Consider the following 18,656-nt stretch of genomic DNA (forward strand, 5'->3'; position numbering starts at 1 on the left):
TGCTGTGACTTTATTGTCCTTTTATCAGACTATTTTTTCTCATAGTTTTCGATAAACTCCGAAATCTATTGTCAATATTTTTTGTCGTTCAAGTTTTTCAAAAAAATCTAAAGTACTACTAAAGGGATTAACGAAGTATTTTGTTAAGTGATTGAATTCAATTGTTGTCTTGAGAAAATTATAAAAGAAATATGGGTCAAGATTACCAATACTTTCTTTGTTTCCAAGCGAAACTTCAAGAATTTGCCCTGTTATTAAATTCTCAAACATACAATGCTCTCCATGCACAAAAAAAGACCAATCTTCCGATAGCGTTTTTTGTTCATTTAAAAAATCAGCATCTTGTATTTCGTAATAGTGTCCTGCATTAATTTTTTCTTTTTCAGGTTGGTCTGTTTCTGTAATTAATTTATCAATAAGCACTTCAGCAATGGCTTTATAGTTGTCCATTGCTGTTAATAATTCCTGTTCTACATCAGAAGTAAGGTTGATCATATAATTACTGTCAAAATTTCAAAGCTAAATAATTAAAACTTATCAAATAAAGCCTGAAAATTCAGGCTTTATTTCTATCAATTTATTTTCAGCATAATTTTAAGAAATAATTCCTTCATCCTTGCTCAAACTGATATTTGAGTGAGCTTGAGAACTTAACTGATGCTTTAATGTCTCATTTTCCTGTTTTAGATTTTTAATTTTAAAAAACTGGAAGAATAGCCCGATATAAGCAATAACAACGATTACAGAAACATAAATGGCTAAAAAACTGATACTTGGGTTTAACAATTTTGTCAGAAACTCTTCAAACATTTTCGATTCCTTTTTGTTTTCATCGCATATTGAATAAATATTTCAGTTAAATTAACTCAAATTGTTTAGAAAATAAATCATTCAATTATTAATCTAGAACCATTCTCAAGTCTAACAAATCATTACTTGAGCTTTTTCATCAATTTGGGCAATTTAGCGCTATATAAAGAATGAGATATTTACTTCATGGCAAGTCCTGCTCAAGCAATTCGACATCAACTTCTCAATACTTTTTTCTCCCGTTATTCCGTTTGGTTCCTTTGTATATTTGTATCTTTATATTTGACTTGGATTATTTTCTTTAACGAAGGTCATTATATTTATTACTTTTTTTCAGATACTGTACTGAATTTAGCTTGGATTATTTCATCCATACTGGCCGCAATTGGCTTTGCCGATATCATCCAAACACAACATTCTATTTTAAGAAATTATCCTTTAATGGGACATTTCCGATTTTTCTTTGAAGATATCCGTCCTGAAATTCGTCAATATTTCATTGAATCTGATGATGATGCATTACCTTTTTCACGTGCACAAAGAAGCTTAGTTTACCAACGTGCTAAAAATGAAAATGCAGATAAGCCTTTTGGTTCAATTATTGATGTCTATCAAGATGACTATCGTTTTTTAACCCATTCGATGACACCCAAAACACCTGCTGATTTTAATACATTTAGAATTAGTATTGGTAATGATCAGTGCTCACAACCTTATAGCGCTTCGATCATGAATATCTCAGCAATGAGTTTTGGTAGTTTGAGTGCAAATGCCATTCTTGCTTTAAATACTGGTGCAAAAAAAGGCAACTTTTATCATGACACAGGTGAAGGGAGCTTAAGTCCTTATCACCTTGAACCGGGTGGTGATATTGTTTGGGAAATTGCCAGTGGCTATTTTGGTTGCCGTACTTTAGATGGTAAGTTTGATCCTGAAAAATTTAAGCAACAAGCGGCTTTGCCTCAGATCAAAATGATCGAAATCAAACTATCCCAAGGGGCAAAACCAGGGCACGGCGGTATTCTTCCTAAAGATAAAATCACCAAAGAAATTGCCGAAATACGCGGGGTTTCTATGGACGTGGATTGTATTTCTCCAGCAACACATTCTGCTTTTAGCAACCCTATTGAAATGATGCATTTTATTCAGCAATTACGTGAGCTATCCAACGGTAAACCGGTTGGTTTTAAATTGTGTATCGGGCAACCTTGGCAATTTATGAGCATTGTAAAAGCCATGCTGCTGACCAAAATCACTCCAGATTTTATTGTAGTTGATGGTTCAGAGGGCGGTACAGGTGCTGCCCCTATTGAACTGATTGATCATATGGGTACACCTTTACGTGAAGGCCTGCTTTTTGTAAACAATACCTTAATTGGCGCAGGTTTACGTTCTCAAATCAAGATTGGCGCAAGTGGTAAAATTATCAGTGCATTTGATATCGCCAGTACTATGGCTATGGGTGCCGACTGGGTCAATTCTGCACGTGGCTTTATGTTTGCGGTGGGTTGTATCCAAGCACAAAGTTGTCATACCAACCAATGTCCTGTTGGCGTTGCAACGCAGAACAAAGAACGTCAAAAAGCACTTGATGTACCATCTAAAGCAGACCGTGTGTTTAGTTTCCAAAAAAACACCTTAAAAGCGCTTGCGGAAATGATTGCCGCAGCTGGTTTACAACATCCTGCTGAGATTAAAGCACATCATTTGGCACAACGAATTAATGACCGTGAAATCAAAAACTATGCTCAATTGCACTTTTGGATGAAAGACGGCGAATTGCTCAGTTGTGAAAATAAAGATGAAGAAAACTTCTATTTTAGAATGTGGAACTTAGCAACTGCTGAACATTTTTAATTATTCGCAAGCGAAATTTCATTAAGGAGATCAATATGATCTCCTTTTTTATATCTAGCATTTATAAAGAAACCTAATCTTGTGAATTTTTATTCTTCTGTTTTTTATTTAAATTTATATTGGAGTTTATTTTTACTCAAACGCCATTTTAATCTAAACAATATTTAAGCAAGATAGCTTAAAACACATCAAGAATATTTGCGGATGAAATTTCTAAAACACATAACCACCACCACTATCCTTACAACGTCATTACATTGTTATGCAACTGTCGGTGGTGGACAAACAATAGAAGTATTGGGTTATGAAGCAAAACAACAAAAACTTTATCTGTTACGACACTATGAAGATGAGCGTGGGCGCTTGCCACAGTTATACTATTATCAGCTCAACAGTAAAACACCTGACAAGTTGATTGAAGTACAATCGTTATATATTAATCCCAAAACGCATCAAATTGACTATGATCAAGATGCTATCCAGTTTGAAAAAGACCTAAATAAAATTAAAAAGCGTTTAACACCGTTACTTATAGGAAATGCCAATACAGCAAAAATTCAAGTGGTGCAAAGTCAAACTCATTACGTCCCTGCTTGGCATGATCAATCCCAAAAGATTCCTCAATATAAAACCATATACAAAGTTACAACAGCTTCTTTAAAAAGCAAAAACCAACAAGCTATACAGTATGCTAAAACAATAAAAATCACTCAGAACTATGTCGTGCCAAATCAGAATAAGCTGCTGATTGTGGTTAAATATTTCGGCATTCCAGAAGAAACAGGCTATGATGTTGAAGATGCTGTTTTGCTCTTACCAATACAATAATGAGGATAAATCGTGTTAAAAATAATCACATCAACGCTCTTATTCAGTTTTAGCGCTCTCGCTTTTGCAAAAAGTTATAGCAATATTTCACTTGAAGTCCTCGGCTATGATTCAGATAAAAAAGCGGTTTTAATTCTTGAAAATTCAGCAAGCTATGACATTCCAAGAGTTTATCGCTATTCACTGAGTGAAAAACGCTATGATCTGCTCAAATACGATGAAAATTTTACAGGTATTACAGATCAACAAACCTTTCAGCAAAAACTTTCAAGCATAAAGACTCAGCTTAAACCGCTTAAAAAGATCGTGCTTCAAGACTTTAACGTTAATCTACTCGAACAAAGACCATCTGATACTGAAAGCTCTGACTCATTTAAAACAATTTATGGCTCGATATTTACAATATCCAGTCCGCAATATCAAAGTCTTCAACAGAATTTAACCAGTTACAGTCCAGAAATTAAACTTAAACAGGCTTTTGAACTGCCAAAAAACAAAGGGGTGCTAATTACTTTTGAATCACTCAGCTTACCTTTTGATGAAGGATATAGCCGTGAAGAAGCTGTTGTTTTATTTCCTACAGGTCAGCTTCCTAAATAAATAAAGCCTCTTAAGAGGCTTTATTTTTACTGCTTTTATCAATCTTGATCAATTCATTACGCCGCAGAGCGCTCAGTGATTGGTACAACTTTGCGGAGTTCTGGACCAGTATAATCCGCGCTTGGACGAATAATACGATTGTCAGCACGTTGTTCCATTACATGCGCTGCCCAACCAGTAACACGAGACATCACAAAGATTGGTGTGAATAATTTTGTTGCAATATCCATGAAATGATATGCAGATGCATGGAAGAAATCCGCATTACAGAACAACTTCTTCTCACGCCACATCACTTCTTCACAACGTACTGATACTGGGTAAAGCACTGTATCACCAACATCTTTTGCTAAACGCTCAGCCCAAATTTTAATGATGCCATTACGCGGGTCATTGTCTTTATAGATCGCATGACCAAAGCCCATGATCTTTTCTTTACGTTCAAGTTTACCCAGCATTTCACGTTCAGCTTGTTCTGGTGACGTCCAGTTTTCAATCATTTCCATCGCAGCTTCATTTGCGCCGCCATGCAAAGGTCCACGCAGTGAACCAATTGCACCAGTAATACACGAGTGCATATCAGACAATGTTGAAGCACATACACGTGCAGTAAATGTTGACGCGTTAAACTCATGCTCAGCATAAAGAATTAATGAAACATTCATCACTTGTTCATGTAATTCATTTGGCTTTTCACCACGCAGTAAATGCAAGAATTGTGCACCAATTGAATCGTCATCGGTATTTTCTTCAATACGTACACCATCATGACTAAAACGGTACCAATAACAAATGATCGCTGGCAAAGTTGCAAGAATACGATCTGCCACATCTTGCTGTTGATCAAATGATTTTTCAGTTTCCAAATTTCCTAACATTGAAACCCCTGTACGCATCACATCCATTGGATGTGAATCAGCAGGAATACGTTCCAACACTTCTTTTAAAGCTTGCGGTAACTGGCGAAGTGATTTTAATTTGGCTTTATATGTCGCCAACTGTTCTGCTGTAGGCAATTCACCAAAGAAAATAAGGTATGCAACTTCTTCAAATTGGCAATTTTCTGCAAGGTCTTGCACATCATAACCACGATAAGTTAAGCCTGCGCCACTCTTACCTACTGTAGAAAGTGCTGTTTTGCCTGCAACTTGACCACGCAATCCTGCGCCTGTAAGTACTTTTCCTTCAGCCATTTTATTATTTCTCCTGGGTGAACAGTTTATCTAGAGTGTTTTCGAAAGTGTGATAATCAAGGAATTCGTAAAGTTCTTTTCGTTGTTGCATGCTATCCAGTACATTAACTTGTGTACCATTTTCACGAATTGAACGGAAAACTTCGAGGGCAGCCTTTTGCATTGCACGTGTTGCCGACAATGGATACAACACCATGCTGATACCCTGTTCACCTAGTTCTTGGGTGGTGTAATAAGGTGTATCACCAAACTCTGTAATATTTGCAAGAACAGGAACACCTACTGCATCACAGACTGTTTTATACATGGTAATGTCCGTCATTGCTTCAGCAAAGATCGCATCTGCACCTGCCTCGACACATGCACAAGCACGATCAATCACGGCTTGCAAACCTTCTTTTTGCAATGCATCTGTACGTGCCATCACAACAAAGTTCGAATCTGTTTTTGCATCAACTGCTGCTTTAATGCGATCAACCATTTCTTGTTGAGAAACAATTTCTTTATTTGGACGATGACCACAACGTTTTTGTGCAACTTGATCCTCAATATGGACAGCTGCCGCACCCGCACTAATCATTTGTTTAATTGTACGTGCAATATTAAATGCACCACCCCAACCTGTATCGATATCAACAAGTAATGGTGTATCTACACGTTCTGTAATACGACGAACATCTTCCAATACGTTGTCTAAGCTGGTCATCCCTAAATCAGGTAAACCATAAGAATAGTTTGCCACACCAGCACCTGAAAGATAGATGGCTTTATAACCCACCTGTTTCGCCATCATCGCTGCATAAGCGTTGACTGTACCAATGATTTGTAATGGTTTTTCCACTTCTAGAGCTTGTCTAAATCTTAAGCCTGCAGACGTCTGTTGTGTCATATTCCCTTCCACAGTGGTCACTTGTTTATTGAGTTTTGAGTATAGCCATAATTTATATTTCGCATATGACCATTTAGGTATATTACTCTAAAACTTTAGTCAAAGAAAAATGAATTTTGATTCATTTTTTCATTTTTATGCACTTTTTTTAATCATTTTTTCCAATAGCACGTTTGCTAAGAAATTTATTGACATCTTTGATATAATAGTGACAACCCATTTTTCCTCAGTAATTTATGAACGAAGATTTAGCACAAGTTGAAGCTACAGGATGTGATTTTCCACAAACTAAACGTGGGCATGAACGTCGCTTGGCATTACTGATTAGTGCAAACGATCTTTTTTTAGAGCACGGTTATGATGCGGTATCTTTAGATGACATCGTGAATCATGCAGGCGGATCAAAAGCCTCGATTTACAAATATTTTGGTAGTAAAGAAGGTCTATTTACAGCGATCTGTGACTATCGTCGTGATTTATTCTTTAAAGATATCTGCATTCCATTTAACCCCGCGTTGAATGAGCTCAGAGCATATTTGATCAATACCTTGATTAACTTTTATAAGCATATGATCATTCCTGAAAATATTGCTTTTATACGTTTGGTCTTAGAACGTTCACAAAAAGACCCACAATTGGCCGTCTATATTCATGAAAAAGGACCAAAGCAAGTACAACACTCTATTGCATGTGCCTTGGAACGTTGTGTAGAAAATCAAATATTAACCTGTGCAAATCCTTTATTTTCAGCACAATTTTATTTTGGAATTCTTAGAAATTTGGAATGGCGAATTTTAATGGGGATTGAAATCAAAGAATCTGATCAAGAAATATTCAATTGCGTAAGTTATTGTGTAGATCGCTTCTTAGAGGGCCATCAAAAGGTCTAATTTTTTTGCGTTTTCATATTCATATAGTATATTAGCTGATTCTCCTTTTTACTTTCATCAACCACCAACAATGAATTGTTGGTCAATTTCCCTATTGGTTTTGACTAAACAATTATTGTGGAGTAACCATGGCTCTACGACATTTTCTTACTTTACGTGATTTATCCACTGCTGAACTTAACCGTATCATTGAACGTGCTCAAGAGTTAAAGCGAAAACAACACAACAACGAAGTATTTCAACCCTTTGTTGGAAAAGTCATGGGGATGATTTTTGAAAAGTCGAGTACCCGTACTCGTGTATCTTTCGAAGCTGGTATGAGCCAATTTGGAGGCAGTGCAATTTTCCTTTCATCACGCGACACTCAATTGGGTCGTGGTGAGCCAATTGAAGATTCTGCACGTGTGATATCGAGCATGCTTGATATCGTGATGATTCGTACATTTGGTCATGATATTGTTGAACGTTTTGCTGAATATTCAACAGTCCCGGTTATCAATGCATTAACTGACGACCACCACCCTTGCCAGCTACTTGCGGATGTACAAACATTTGTTGAACATCGTGGTTCGATCAATGGCAAAACTGTGGCTTGGATTGGCGATGGCAACAATATGTGTAATTCATATATTGAAGCTGCGCATATGTGGGGCTTTAAGTTAAAAATCGCATCACCGAAAGGTTATGAACCAAAACCTGAATTTCTTTCAGAATTTGCTCATTGCGTAGAACTTTTTGAATCAGCAGAAGATGCAGCGGTCAATGCAGATCTAATCGTGACGGATGTTTGGGCAAGTATGGGCCAAGAAGAAGAACAAAAAATTCGTGAAAAAGCGTTTGCTGCGTATCAAGTGAATGAAAAATTAATGGATTTAGCGCATCCAGATTGTCTATTTATGCATTGTCTACCTGCACATCGCGGTGAAGAAGTTTCTGAAAATATGCTGGATCACAAAAACGCTGTGGTTTGGGATGAAGCAGAAAACCGCCTACATGCACAAAAAGCCTTGGTTGAATTTTTAATCAATGAAAATTTAAACAAAGACTAATTTGTTTTGTTTTAAGATAAATAAGTACCAACACTGGTGCTTATTTTTTGTTTCAGTATAATAAAATCCATATTTTTAATATGTGTATAATTCAAATGAAATTTAAAATAATTCCTTTATTCGCAATGTCAATGTACATGCTCATTTCTCAAAGTAGTTATGCAACTGAATTAGATGATTATTTGATTCAAAAGAATTTGATTGGACAGGATTATAAAATTATAGATCAACAAAATTTAGATGATGTTTTAACTGCGTTAAGTGAAGAAGACTCTCGCGTGCTGCCTGTACAAGTCGACCAAAACACAGTGATTGAGAAAATTCATATGTATCATGATCATGTTGATTTGCAAGGTTTAATTACATCTAAAGATTTTAATCAGTTTTCAAATAGCATGGGTAAAGAAAAAACTCAGCAACTTTTAATGGAAGGTATGCTTGAAAATTGTCATTTACTTTTTGAAAATGAATTCCAACGTCAAAATCATTATTATGTAAAAATAAAACTGATGTCTGAACAGAAAGCATATGAGCTAAAACTCAAAAATGAGCAATGCAAATTTTAATTTGTAATAATATTGTCTTGGTGCATTGTATCAGTTCACATTTTGTCTAAGCAGATTCGGTTTTTTTCAAGTCGATCTAACGATTAAAAAATTAATATTTTTTAATCGTTTAAGATTAAGACAATTTTTAACATTTTAGCTATCTGTAACAATTTTGTCATGTAGAATACTTACTATGCCCTTCAAGGTCGTTAAGACAGTTTCAAATGACGCAGATCATGCCCGCTTCAAAAAGTTTAACCACGCCTGAATTTCAACATAGCTCTAGCAGCTATATTAATCGTGAAATTTCCTTACTGGAATTTCATAAACGTGTGTTAGCCCAAGCAAAAGATGAAACTCATCCTCTGCTTGAACGATTGAATTTTCTCATTATTTTTTCACGTAATTTAGATGAGTTTTTTGAAATTCGTGTCGCTGGATTAATGAAACAACTGGACTTCAAAACCATTACCACAGCGCCAGATGGTATTCCAAACGAAGTTATTCTTGAGCAAATTTCACATAACGCACATCTTGCGATTCAAGAGCAATACGACACCTTAAACCATGTATTATTGCCTGAGTTAGAAAACTATGGCGTCAAATTTATCCAATATAATGACATTTTAGAAAAACACGCGGAATGGATTAAAAATTACTTTTTTAAACAAGTACAACCTGTTGTAACACCAATTAGCTTAGATCCTGCTCATCCTTTCCCACGCTTGGTCAATAAAAGTTTAAACTTTATTGTCACCTTAGAAGGAAAAGATGCTTTTGGTCGTCAGATTGAATTGGCCATTGTACCCGCACCTCGTTCCTTACCGCGTGTTGTACGCTTACCGAACGAGCTTACAGACGGCGCAGAACATTACATTTTATTGTCAGCGATTATCCAACAGCATATCAGTGATTTATTCCCCGGCATGACAGCAACAGGATGCTATCAATTCCGTGTTACCCGTAATGCTGACTTAACTTTGGCAGAAGATGTCGATGATTTGGCAGTCGCATTGAAAGATGAATTATCTTCACGTCGTTTTGGTCGTGCAGTTCGTTTAGAAATCGCAGATAATTGCCCAAATTCAATTAATAATTATTTATTAGAACAATTTGATTTAGATCCACAGCATCTTTATCAAGTGAATGGTCCTGTCAATTTAACACGTCTGATTACTGATTTTGATATTCCAGAATTAAGGTTTAAGCCTTATCAAGCCGTTATTCCCAAAGCCTTAAGAAATTCAAATAAAATATTTGAAATATTAAGCAAGCAAGATTTGCTATTACATCATCCATTTGATTCTTTCCAGCCCGTTATCAATCTACTCAAAGAAGCGGCAAAAGACCCCAATGTTTTAGCAATTAAACAAACCTTATATCGTAGTGGCCCAGACTCAGAAATTGTACAAGTGCTGGCAGAAGCTGCTCGCAATGGGAAAGAAGTTACAGCGATTATCGAATTACGTGCGCGCTTTGATGAAGAGTCAAATATTATCGTCGCAAATCTTCTACAAGAAGCTGGCGCAGTTGTGGTGTATGGTATTGTCGGTTATAAAACGCATGCCAAAATGATTTTAGTTGTGCGACGTGAAGTCGATAAACTCAAACGTTATGTACACCTTGGCACAGGCAACTACCATGCTGGAAATGCACGGATGTATACCGACTATGGTTTACTCACCACAAATGATGAAATTTGTGAAGATGTACATAAAATCTTCCAAGAGCTGACAGGTATGGGTAAATTGTTAAAGCTAAAAAAACTCTTTCATGCCCCCTTCACCTTACACTCCCAGCTGTTACATTTGATTGAGCAAGAAACAGCACATGCAAAAGCGGGTAAAAAAGCCCGTATCATCATTAAAGTCAATGCATTGACTGAACCTAAGCTGATTACAGCTTTGTATAAAGCATCTCAAGCTGGGGTTAAAATAGAGCTGATTATCCGTTCAATCTGTTGTTTAAGACCACAAATTGAAGGGCTTTCTGAAAATATTAAAGTTCGTTCTATTGTCGGGCGCTTCCTAGAACATACTCGTGTTTATTATTTTTATAATGATGCCAATGAGGACTTATACTGCGCAAGTGCTGACTGGATGGGTCGAAACTTATTTTCTCGGGTCGAAACCTGCTTTCCGATTGAAGATAAAAAGCTTAAAAAACAGATTATTGAATATGGGCTGCTCAGTTATTTAAAGGACAATATTCGTGCTTGGGAACTCGATGCCAATGATCAATGGCATGCAGTTCAACCCAAAGATGATGAGAAACCTTATATTGCCCAACAGGTGTTGATGCAACAACGGATTATTCCCACTACAGCGTAATTCTTTCATATTGTTATTTTCAATGACTCACCCCCCTTTTTTTTGAAAGGAGGGTTTGGATGATTAATGCGGCATTGAAACACCCCAATTAAGGCATAACTTTGATTGATCCTATGCGTTGATTTCAATATTTTTAAAATTAGCCAACTATAAGCCAATACCCTCAATAACCCCTTGTTGCTTTAACTGTAACAATTCATCATCTGAACAAAATTCTTCTAAAATCGCTTTGGTATGTTCTCCTAAGCGTGGCGGTGCATTACGATATTCAACAGGTGTTCCTGTCATTTTAATCGGTGAACCAATCACATTAAAATCAGGATTATCTGTATGTGGAATATTGACCACCATTTTACGATATTGAATTTGGGGTTCATCTAAAGCATCTGCAACAGAATTAATCACGCCAACAGGTACTTTCACTGCATGAATTGCATCGACCCAATGCTTCGCGGTATTTGATAAAAAATATTCAGACAACAAAGCAACCAATTCTTGACGATATTTCACCCGATCTTGATTACGGAGATAGTTTGATTGATCTAACAATTCAGGTTTTCCAATCGCAATACATAAATCTTTAAATTGTTTATCATTGCCACAGGCCAGAATAAACTCCTTATCTTGCGCTTTAAAAGTCTGATAAGGCACAATATTGGGATGATGATTACCCATTCGTTGAGGTGCGATACCTGAACTTAAATAGTTCATACCTTGGTTGGCGAGTCCAGCAACCTGTACATCTAACAAAGACATATCAATATATTGTCCAACACCTGTTTGCTGACGAGAAATCAGTGCGGCCTGAATCGCAATTGTTGCATATAGCCCAGTCTGAATATCAACCACTGCCACACCAACTTTTTGTGAACTTGCCCCTAACTCACCTTCTTTTTCACCAGTAATACTCATCAAGCCAGACATACCTTGAATAATAAAGTCATAACCCGGTTCTTCTGCACGCGGCCCATCTTGACCAAAACCAGTGATAGAACAATAGATCAATTTTGGATTAATATGCTTGAGTGTTTCATAATCCAATCCATATTTTTTCAATGAACCTGCTTTAAAGTTTTCAATCACAATATCTGCGGTTTTCACCATGTGTTGTAATAATCGCTGCCCATCCTGCGTTGCCATATCAATTGCCACTGAGGATTTATTGCGATTCGCAGATTGGTAATATCCAGATTCTCGCGTCGCTTTACCCTGTTGATCAAGCATCCACGGCGGGCCCCACATACGGGTATCATCACCAACTTTAGGGCGTTCAATCTTAATCACTTCGGCGCCTAGATCTGCAAGAACTTGTCCACACCACGGACCTGCCAGTACTCGACTCAGATCTAAAACTCGAATTCCTTGTAATGCACCCATATGTTTACCTCTATGTCAGGAGTAAGCGAATACTCCTCAATTTTACGATTTACTGAATCAGTCTAAACAAGCGTTGACTATTGTTGTTGGGGATCATATTGACGATCTTTGATAAATAAGCCAGGTAATACTCCTGCAACAAAATAAGCTGCGCCCATCACGATAAATGCCGTCATAAATGTACCTCCCGAAGCAAGGAAACCAATGGTTGCTGGGGCAATTGCAGCGCCTACTCGCCCAATGTTATATGCACCACCAATTGCTGTACCTCGGACATCGGTAGAAAATGATTCCGCCATATAGGTCGCATTTACACCATAAGGGATGCCATATAAGAAACCAAAAGTGATCAATAAGTACAAAATATTGTCTGGTGTATTAAAGATAATAATTACAGGTAAGAAGACAGCGCTGGCTATGGTACCGAACACAAATACTGCACGACGATTAAATTTATCTGCCAAATATCCCGCTAAGATCTTGCCTAAAATCATCGCTGTATATGAACCTACCATATAACTGGTCATGTTTTTAAAGTTCATATGCACTTCTGTTTCTAGATAACTTGGCATCCAATTGTTGATTCCGTAGTAACCAAATTGTAAGAAGAAGGCTGTAGTCATCCACAATAAAAACATTTTACGGTGCTTAAAGTTGGCAAAAATTTGTTTATAAATACTGCCACTTTTTGCTTTCTCGGGAACTGTGGCTTCAACTGGTTTCTTGCCTTGAAGCTGATTGATTTTGTTGAGCTGCCAAGACTTTGGTTCAGGTACAAAGCGTTGCAAGAAAATATTGATAAATGCTGGAATAACCGTGATAAAAAACAAGACTCTCCAACCATGATCAGGAATAATCGCACCAGCTAATAATGTAGCAACAATATATCCAACGGTTTGCCCGGTTTGTAATGTACCCAATACCGTAGTTCTATACGTTGTAGGAACATATTCAGCCATAAGGGTATTGCATGCCATATAAAGCGCCCCAATCCCTAGTGCACCAATAAATCGTAATGCCATAAATTGTTCAAAACTTTGGGTAAAGCCTAACAAACATGTTGCAACTGAGAAAAACGATACAGAATTGGCAATGGTACGTACGCGGCCAAACTTATCACATGCCCATCCACCTAGAATCCCACCAATCCCCATACCTGCCAGAGAGGCACTGCCTAAGGCGCCAGCCTGAAATGTAGATAATGCAAACTCACCCTTTAAACTGGTTAAGCTATAGGACAACAACATGATATCTACGCCATCGACGACCATAGCGAAATAGGCGAATAAAAGTGCCCATTTCCAAGTATTTGGGCCTATTTTTTCAAATGTTCCAATATTGGATGGCATGGATAATTTTGTTGAAGTTGTAACTGATCGAACATCATTGTTCATTTTTCCTCTACCTCATTTTCCCAAATGAGTCATCGGTCACTTTTTATCTTTCTCTCTACTTATTTCTTTGTTATTTTTATTGCATCAATCTAGAGTTAAGTATGAGAGTTAAAAGAATAATCAGATATTTTTCACGATGAATCCTTTTATCATTGATTTATTTTTACCTTAGTTTTGATGAAATTTAAGGCAAAAAATCCTACAAGGGATGCTAGATTTAAGCATCCCTGTTTTAAAGCAGTTGATTTTTAGTTACTAAAGGCAGCAATACCAGTTTGTGCACGCCCGAGAATTAAGGCATGTACATCATGGGTACCTTCATAGGTGTTGACTACTTCCAGATTGACCAAATGGCGAGCGACACCGAATTCATCACTGATACCATTGCCACCCATCATGTCTCGAGCAACACGCGCAATATCTAAGGCTTTACCACAATTGTTGCGTTTAATCAGTGAAGTGCCTTCAACAGAAGCAATACCTTCATCTTTCATACGACCAAAACGTAATGCGATCTGCAGTCCTAAAGCAATTTCAGTTTGCATATCTGCAAGTTTCTTTTGCACCAATTGATTCGCAGCCAGTGGGCGTCCAAATTGTTTACGATCCATCGTATATTGATGTGCGGTGTGCCAGCAAAACTCTGCCGCCCCCATCGCCCCCCATGCAATACCGTAACGTGCACTATTTAAACAAGTAAATGGTCCACGCAAACCACGAATTTCGGGAAATGCATTTTCTTCAGGAACAAAAACATTGTCCATCACAATTTCACCGGTAATGGAGGCACGCAAACCGACTTTGCCATGAATCGCAGGCGCAGAAAGTCCTTCCCAACCTTTTTCTAGGACAAAGCCACGAATTTCACCGACATTGCCTTCAGCAGAAACTTCTTTGGCCCAGACCACAAATACATCAGCGATTGGACTATTGGTAATCCACATTTTTGCGCCAGTCAGACGATAACCACCTTCGACCTTTTTGGCACGGGTGATCATACTGCCTGGATCTGAACCATGATCAGGTTCTGTTAAACCGAAACATCCAATAAACTCGCCAGTAGCTAATTTAGGTAAGTACTTTTGTTTTTGCTCTTCAGAACCAAATTCATTGATAGGTACCATCACCAATGAGCTTTGTACACTTGCCATTGAACGATAACCCGAATCTACGCGTTCAATTTCACGGGCAATAAGACCGTAACTGACATAGTTTAGACCTGCACCACCGTATTCTTCAGGGATTGTCGGTCCCAGCAAACCTAACTCACCCATTTCACGAAAAATAGAAGCATCTGTTTTTTCATGGCGGAATTGTTCCAAAACTCTTGGCATCAGTTTGTCTTGTGAATAGGCATAAGCAGCATCACGAATCATGCGTTCTTCAGAACTGAGTTGCTGTTCCAATAAAAATGGATCTTGCCAGTTAAATTGAACGCGTGCCGTTTTTGTAGAATTAACCATTTGATTCATAGCATCCTTTGCTGAACATATCTTGTTGTCTTAGTAGTGATGTTAGGTGTGAAAATTCATACTTTCAAACGATTAATTCTCACTCAGATATTCCATTTGCGCATATCTTATGTTTTTATAACATGGCTCGCTCAATGACTACTGTTCAATTATGTTGGTGTTAAACGAGGCTTTTTAACAAATTTTTATCATCTTTACGTCCTCTTATAAATTTTTATTTGAGGTTAAACCAAGTAACTTGATGAAAGATTCATTGCAAACATCTGCTTTGATTTAAGCTCTTTTTGCAAGATATGAATAGATTAAATTTAGTCTTAATTAAACTTTGATATTCAAGGAATGAATATGCGTAGAATGATTCCCTCATTACAATCATTGATATGTTTTGAAGCGGCTGCCAAGCATCTAAGCTATACCTTTGCAGCTCAAGAGCTACATCTTACTCAAAGTGCGATATCTCGCCAAGTACAACAACTCGAAGATTTTTTAGGACTCAATCTATTTAACAGAACACGGCATGGCGTTGAATTAACACAAGCTGGTGAACATTATTATAAAAACATCAAAGCTCATTTATTGGGTATTGAGCAAAGCACACTCGATTTAATGAGCCATAAAGGTTTAGGCGGTACGCTAAAATTAGGGGTTGTACCGACATTTGCAACACGCTGGCTTTTACCCCGACTGTATAAGTTCAATGAAATATACCCTGAAATCACCATTCATTTAGAGACCAGTACCAAACCCTTTTTATTCAGTGAGCATATTTTTGATGCAGCAATATATACAGGTACACCTGCGCAAATTGAAAATTGGCCAGGTGCAAAAGTCCACTATTTAATGAATGAAGATGTTGTTCCTGTGTGTTCTGCTGAGTTAATTTTTAAGCATTTTCCAGAGCTAAGAGGGCCTTCCGGAGATTTACGTCGAAGCTTAACGGCGGAAGAGATTGCCACGCTGCCCTTACTCCAACAAACCACACGTCCCTATATTTGGAAAGAGTGGTTTGAAGTTTCTGGTTATGAGCATCCTTTTGCATTAGAAGGACAACGGCATGAGTTATTTTCGATGCTTGCGGTGGCAGCCATACATCATATGGGGGTTGCGCTTATTCCACAAAAACTACTGGAGAAAGAACTACGCTCAGGTGATTTAATTATCGCCTCAGAAATTAAGCTAAAAGGTTCACGTGCCTATTATTTTGTCTATGCAGAACAACAGCAAACACCCCTCATTGCTAAATTTGTTGAATGGTTATTGACTGAAGTTGAGCGTTCACAAAGTACTTTTTTAAAATAACGCGAATTCGAGTTAAACAATAGCTTATTCAAGATTTATAGAATATAGCTTAATTTCTATATTGTGATGATAAAACTCAGCTTGTAGGAGATGAAAGAAACAGCGCCTACAACAGAAAATATAAGCCTACTCCGCTATTTTTAATGCCCTTCAGCATTTTAATAAGAATAGGCTTAAAGAAACACATTATTCAATTGAGCAGTGTTTAAACCGAATGGCTACAGATCTTAAAATTTAAGCGCTAAATCCAATATAACGATAAAAATCTTGATCCCCTACAACACCTAAGCTTGTTTTATAAATCAGATAATGAGGATAATTACTCTCAGATAATTCATTGAAAATATTCAATCCCTGATCATCATGAGCATGGATTTCATCGACGCTACGATGCATGGTCGCTTCAAATTCATCTGAAATATATTCAAAGCCCAAATCCATCGCAATAAACAAGGTATGTATACACGGCTGTAAATATTGTTCTTCATTCCAATCAATGACCGCATGTTGGCAATGTGGGCATGTAACATTTTCTTGAGAATTTTCTAAAGTGATCAGTTGAAATGGCATACGCTTTGGAACAGAATAAAATTGTATTTTAAACGAGTTAGGGAAATTAAACACTCGTTTTAGATAAATCTAAAACTGCTTTTCATATTTTATAAATACACGAAACAAAGCTAAGGATATTATGTCAACGATTGAAAAAGCGATTGCTTTAGCAGCTCGTAAACACGCAGGCCAAAAAGATAAAGCACAACAGCCTTATATTTTTCACCCTCTGAGGTTGATGTTCAAAGTTAAAACACCCAATCAACAGATTGTTGCTGTATTACACGACATCTTGGAAGATACCGATACCACTGTGGTCGATTTAATCTCACTTGGCTTTAGTCAAGAAATTGTCGATGCCGTTGTTGCCTTAACCAAAAAAGAAGGTGAATCTAGAATCGAAGCCGCCTACCGCGCAGTAAAAAATCCAATTGCACGTGTGGTAAAACTGGCAGATGTTGCTGATAACATGGATATCACCCGTATTCCGCACCCGACCACTAAAGACCTTTTAAGATTAGAAGAATATAAGCAAGTTCAAAATATTCTCATGACAGGCAATGCCTAATCTTAGAAAATTTTCACAATTAACAAGTTGACTTGATGCAACAATTAAGTTTAATAGTGCGTCATTGTTGCAATTATGGAATGTATTTATGCTCACTGATTTGGATGACTTTTACTGCTTTGGTTTGGTTGTAGAGCATGGGGGATTTAGTGCGGCTGAACGTGCAACGGATATTCCTAAATCCAAGCTCAGTCGCCGCGTATATAATTTAGAAGAAAAATTAGGGGTTCGTTTAATTCAACGGAGTTCTCGCCATTTCGCAGTTACAGACATTGGTATGAATATTTACCGCCATGCCCAAGTGATGATGAATGCAGCACAATCAGCGCATGATCTGGTCGATCATCTCAGTGAACAACCACGTGGTGTGATTAAAGTCAGTGTACCTGTGACGGTTGCGCAAAGTGAATTGTCCAAAATCCTTCCTGACTTTTTAAAAACTTACCCTGAAATTAGAATACAACTTTTGGTCAGTAATCGTCGAGTAGATATCATCAATGAAGGTTTTGATGTTGCCTTGCGCGTGCGCGCAAATCTGGATGATGACCCGAGCCTAGTGCTGAGAAAGTTTGGGCATATTGAACAGCACCTTCTTGCAAGCCAAGCCTATTTAAATGAATTTGGTATGCTCAAAAAACCAGAAGATTTATCTGAACACCGAATTTTAAGTATGGTTGATGAGCATTTAGATCAACAAATGGTGTTACATGATAGTGAAAACCAACAGAAAAAAATTAAAGTTAACCCGATAGTTATGGGTTCAGATTTAATGATGCTGGCTAAATTAGCCAGTCAAAATTGCGGTATTGCCTTACTTCCAGATACTATTGCCAATGATTTTGTCGCCACAGGTGAATTGGTTCGTGTCTTACCCGAATGGAAAGCACCGCATGGGATCTTTCACGCTGTTTACCCATCTCGCCGAGGCTTACTTCCTGCGGTAAGAGTCTTTATTGACTATTTGGTTAAGCACTTAAGTAAGTGTTGAACAACTCGTCAT

Annotated in this window: 18 protein-coding genes; 10 read left to right on the forward strand and 8 right to left on the reverse strand. The window is 37.4% G+C overall.

From position 1 onward, the window contains the following. Positions 1–39: 39 nt before the first annotated feature. Both FHR28_RS10365 and FHR28_RS10370 read right to left on the reverse strand, forming a co-directional pair. Positions 40–495 (reverse strand): DUF6896 domain-containing protein, encoded by a 456-nt coding sequence (locus FHR28_RS10365; protein WP_166782532.1) that lies wholly within the window; start codon positions 493–495, stop codon positions 40–42. 99 nt (positions 496–594) lie between these two features. Next, complete coding sequence (locus FHR28_RS10370) at positions 595–810, reverse strand: hypothetical protein (RefSeq protein ID WP_034610331.1); 216 nt, start codon at positions 808–810, stop codon at positions 595–597. 186 nt (positions 811–996) lie between these two features. Here FHR28_RS10370 and FHR28_RS10375 point away from each other — a divergent pair, with 186 nt between their 5' ends. The 3 genes from FHR28_RS10375 to FHR28_RS10385 all read left to right on the forward strand — a co-directional run bounded on the left by FHR28_RS10375 (position 997) and on the right by FHR28_RS10385 (position 4,095). After that, a complete protein-coding gene (locus FHR28_RS10375) occupies positions 997–2,667 on the forward strand; it encodes an FMN-binding glutamate synthase family protein (protein WP_004821337.1) in 1,671 nt (556 codons plus the stop codon). Positions 2,668–2,871: 204 nt separating this feature from the next. Next, complete coding sequence (locus FHR28_RS10380) at positions 2,872–3,495, forward strand: hypothetical protein (protein WP_166782533.1); 624 nt, start codon at positions 2,872–2,874, stop codon at positions 3,493–3,495. 12 nt (positions 3,496–3,507) lie between these two features. Next, positions 3,508–4,095: a hypothetical protein gene (locus FHR28_RS10385; RefSeq protein WP_166782534.1), complete on the forward strand. Its 588-nt coding sequence runs from the start codon at positions 3,508–3,510 to the stop codon at positions 4,093–4,095. Positions 4,096–4,151: 56 nt separating this feature from the next. Here FHR28_RS10385 and prpC read toward each other — a convergent pair whose 3' ends face one another. Both prpC and prpB read right to left on the reverse strand, forming a co-directional pair. Then, positions 4,152–5,288 carry a bifunctional 2-methylcitrate synthase/citrate synthase gene (prpC, locus tag FHR28_RS10390; RefSeq protein ID WP_004821331.1) on the reverse strand — a complete coding sequence of 379 codons (1,137 nt, stop codon included), beginning with the start codon at positions 5,286–5,288 and terminating at the stop codon, positions 4,152–4,154. A gap of 4 nt (positions 5,289–5,292) precedes the next feature. After that, a complete protein-coding gene (prpB, locus tag FHR28_RS10395; RefSeq protein ID WP_105713019.1) occupies positions 5,293–6,177 on the reverse strand; it encodes a methylisocitrate lyase in 885 nt (294 codons plus the stop codon). A gap of 236 nt (positions 6,178–6,413) precedes the next feature. On the opposite strand from prpB, the gene FHR28_RS10400 reads away from it, so the two are divergent. The 4 genes from FHR28_RS10400 to ppk1 all read left to right on the forward strand — a co-directional run bounded on the left by FHR28_RS10400 (position 6,414) and on the right by ppk1 (position 10,994). Next, positions 6,414–7,067 carry a TetR/AcrR family transcriptional regulator gene (locus FHR28_RS10400; protein ID WP_004720703.1) on the forward strand — a complete coding sequence of 218 codons (654 nt, stop codon included), beginning with the start codon at positions 6,414–6,416 and terminating at the stop codon, positions 7,065–7,067. 128 nt (positions 7,068–7,195) lie between these two features. Then, positions 7,196–8,116: an ornithine carbamoyltransferase gene (gene argF, locus FHR28_RS10405; RefSeq protein ID WP_004720705.1), complete on the forward strand. Its 921-nt coding sequence runs from the start codon at positions 7,196–7,198 to the stop codon at positions 8,114–8,116. A 137-nt stretch (positions 8,117–8,253) separates the two neighbouring features. Further along, positions 8,254–8,682 (forward strand): hypothetical protein, encoded by a 429-nt coding sequence (locus FHR28_RS10410; RefSeq protein WP_228722055.1) that lies wholly within the window; start codon positions 8,254–8,256, stop codon positions 8,680–8,682. A 206-nt stretch (positions 8,683–8,888) separates the two neighbouring features. Further along, on the forward strand, positions 8,889–10,994 hold the full coding sequence (ppk1, locus tag FHR28_RS10415) for a polyphosphate kinase 1 (RefSeq protein WP_004720708.1): 2,106 nt from the start codon (positions 8,889–8,891) through the stop codon (positions 10,992–10,994). A 147-nt stretch (positions 10,995–11,141) separates the two neighbouring features. Here ppk1 and FHR28_RS10420 read toward each other — a convergent pair whose 3' ends face one another. From FHR28_RS10420 to FHR28_RS10430, 3 genes are all read right to left on the reverse strand, one after another. Continuing rightward, positions 11,142–12,371, reverse strand: a complete 1,230-nt coding sequence (locus FHR28_RS10420; protein WP_166782536.1) for a CaiB/BaiF CoA transferase family protein — start codon at positions 12,369–12,371, stop codon at positions 11,142–11,144. A gap of 77 nt (positions 12,372–12,448) precedes the next feature. Beyond that, positions 12,449–13,765 carry an MFS transporter gene (locus FHR28_RS10425; protein ID WP_056510935.1) on the reverse strand — a complete coding sequence of 439 codons (1,317 nt, stop codon included), beginning with the start codon at positions 13,763–13,765 and terminating at the stop codon, positions 12,449–12,451. 248 nt (positions 13,766–14,013) lie between these two features. Further along, a complete protein-coding gene (locus FHR28_RS10430; protein WP_105712739.1) occupies positions 14,014–15,237 on the reverse strand; it encodes an acyl-CoA dehydrogenase in 1,224 nt (407 codons plus the stop codon). 345 nt (positions 15,238–15,582) lie between these two features. On the opposite strand from FHR28_RS10430, the gene FHR28_RS10435 reads away from it, so the two are divergent. Continuing rightward, a complete protein-coding gene (locus FHR28_RS10435) occupies positions 15,583–16,536 on the forward strand; it encodes a LysR substrate-binding domain-containing protein (protein WP_034610295.1) in 954 nt (317 codons plus the stop codon). Between the two features lie 234 nt (positions 16,537–16,770). On the opposite strand, the gene FHR28_RS10440 is transcribed toward FHR28_RS10435, so the two are convergent. Beyond that, the gene (locus FHR28_RS10440; RefSeq protein ID WP_166782537.1) at positions 16,771–17,106 is read right to left on the reverse strand and encodes a hypothetical protein; all 336 of its coding nucleotides are present in this window, start codon (positions 17,104–17,106) and stop codon (positions 16,771–16,773) included. Between the two features lie 121 nt (positions 17,107–17,227). On the opposite strand from FHR28_RS10440, the gene FHR28_RS10445 reads away from it, so the two are divergent. Both FHR28_RS10445 and FHR28_RS10450 read left to right on the forward strand, forming a co-directional pair. Then, complete coding sequence (locus FHR28_RS10445) at positions 17,228–17,656, forward strand: HD domain-containing protein (RefSeq protein ID WP_004720720.1); 429 nt, start codon at positions 17,228–17,230, stop codon at positions 17,654–17,656. 88 nt (positions 17,657–17,744) lie between these two features. Continuing rightward, entirely contained in the window at positions 17,745–18,644 is a 900-nt protein-coding gene (locus FHR28_RS10450; protein WP_105712741.1) for a LysR family transcriptional regulator, read from the forward strand. Positions 18,645–18,656 lie beyond the last annotated feature (12 nt).

This window comes from Acinetobacter sp. BIGb0196, assembly GCF_011759595.1.
GTDB lineage: Bacteria > Pseudomonadota > Gammaproteobacteria > Pseudomonadales > Moraxellaceae > Acinetobacter > Acinetobacter guillouiae.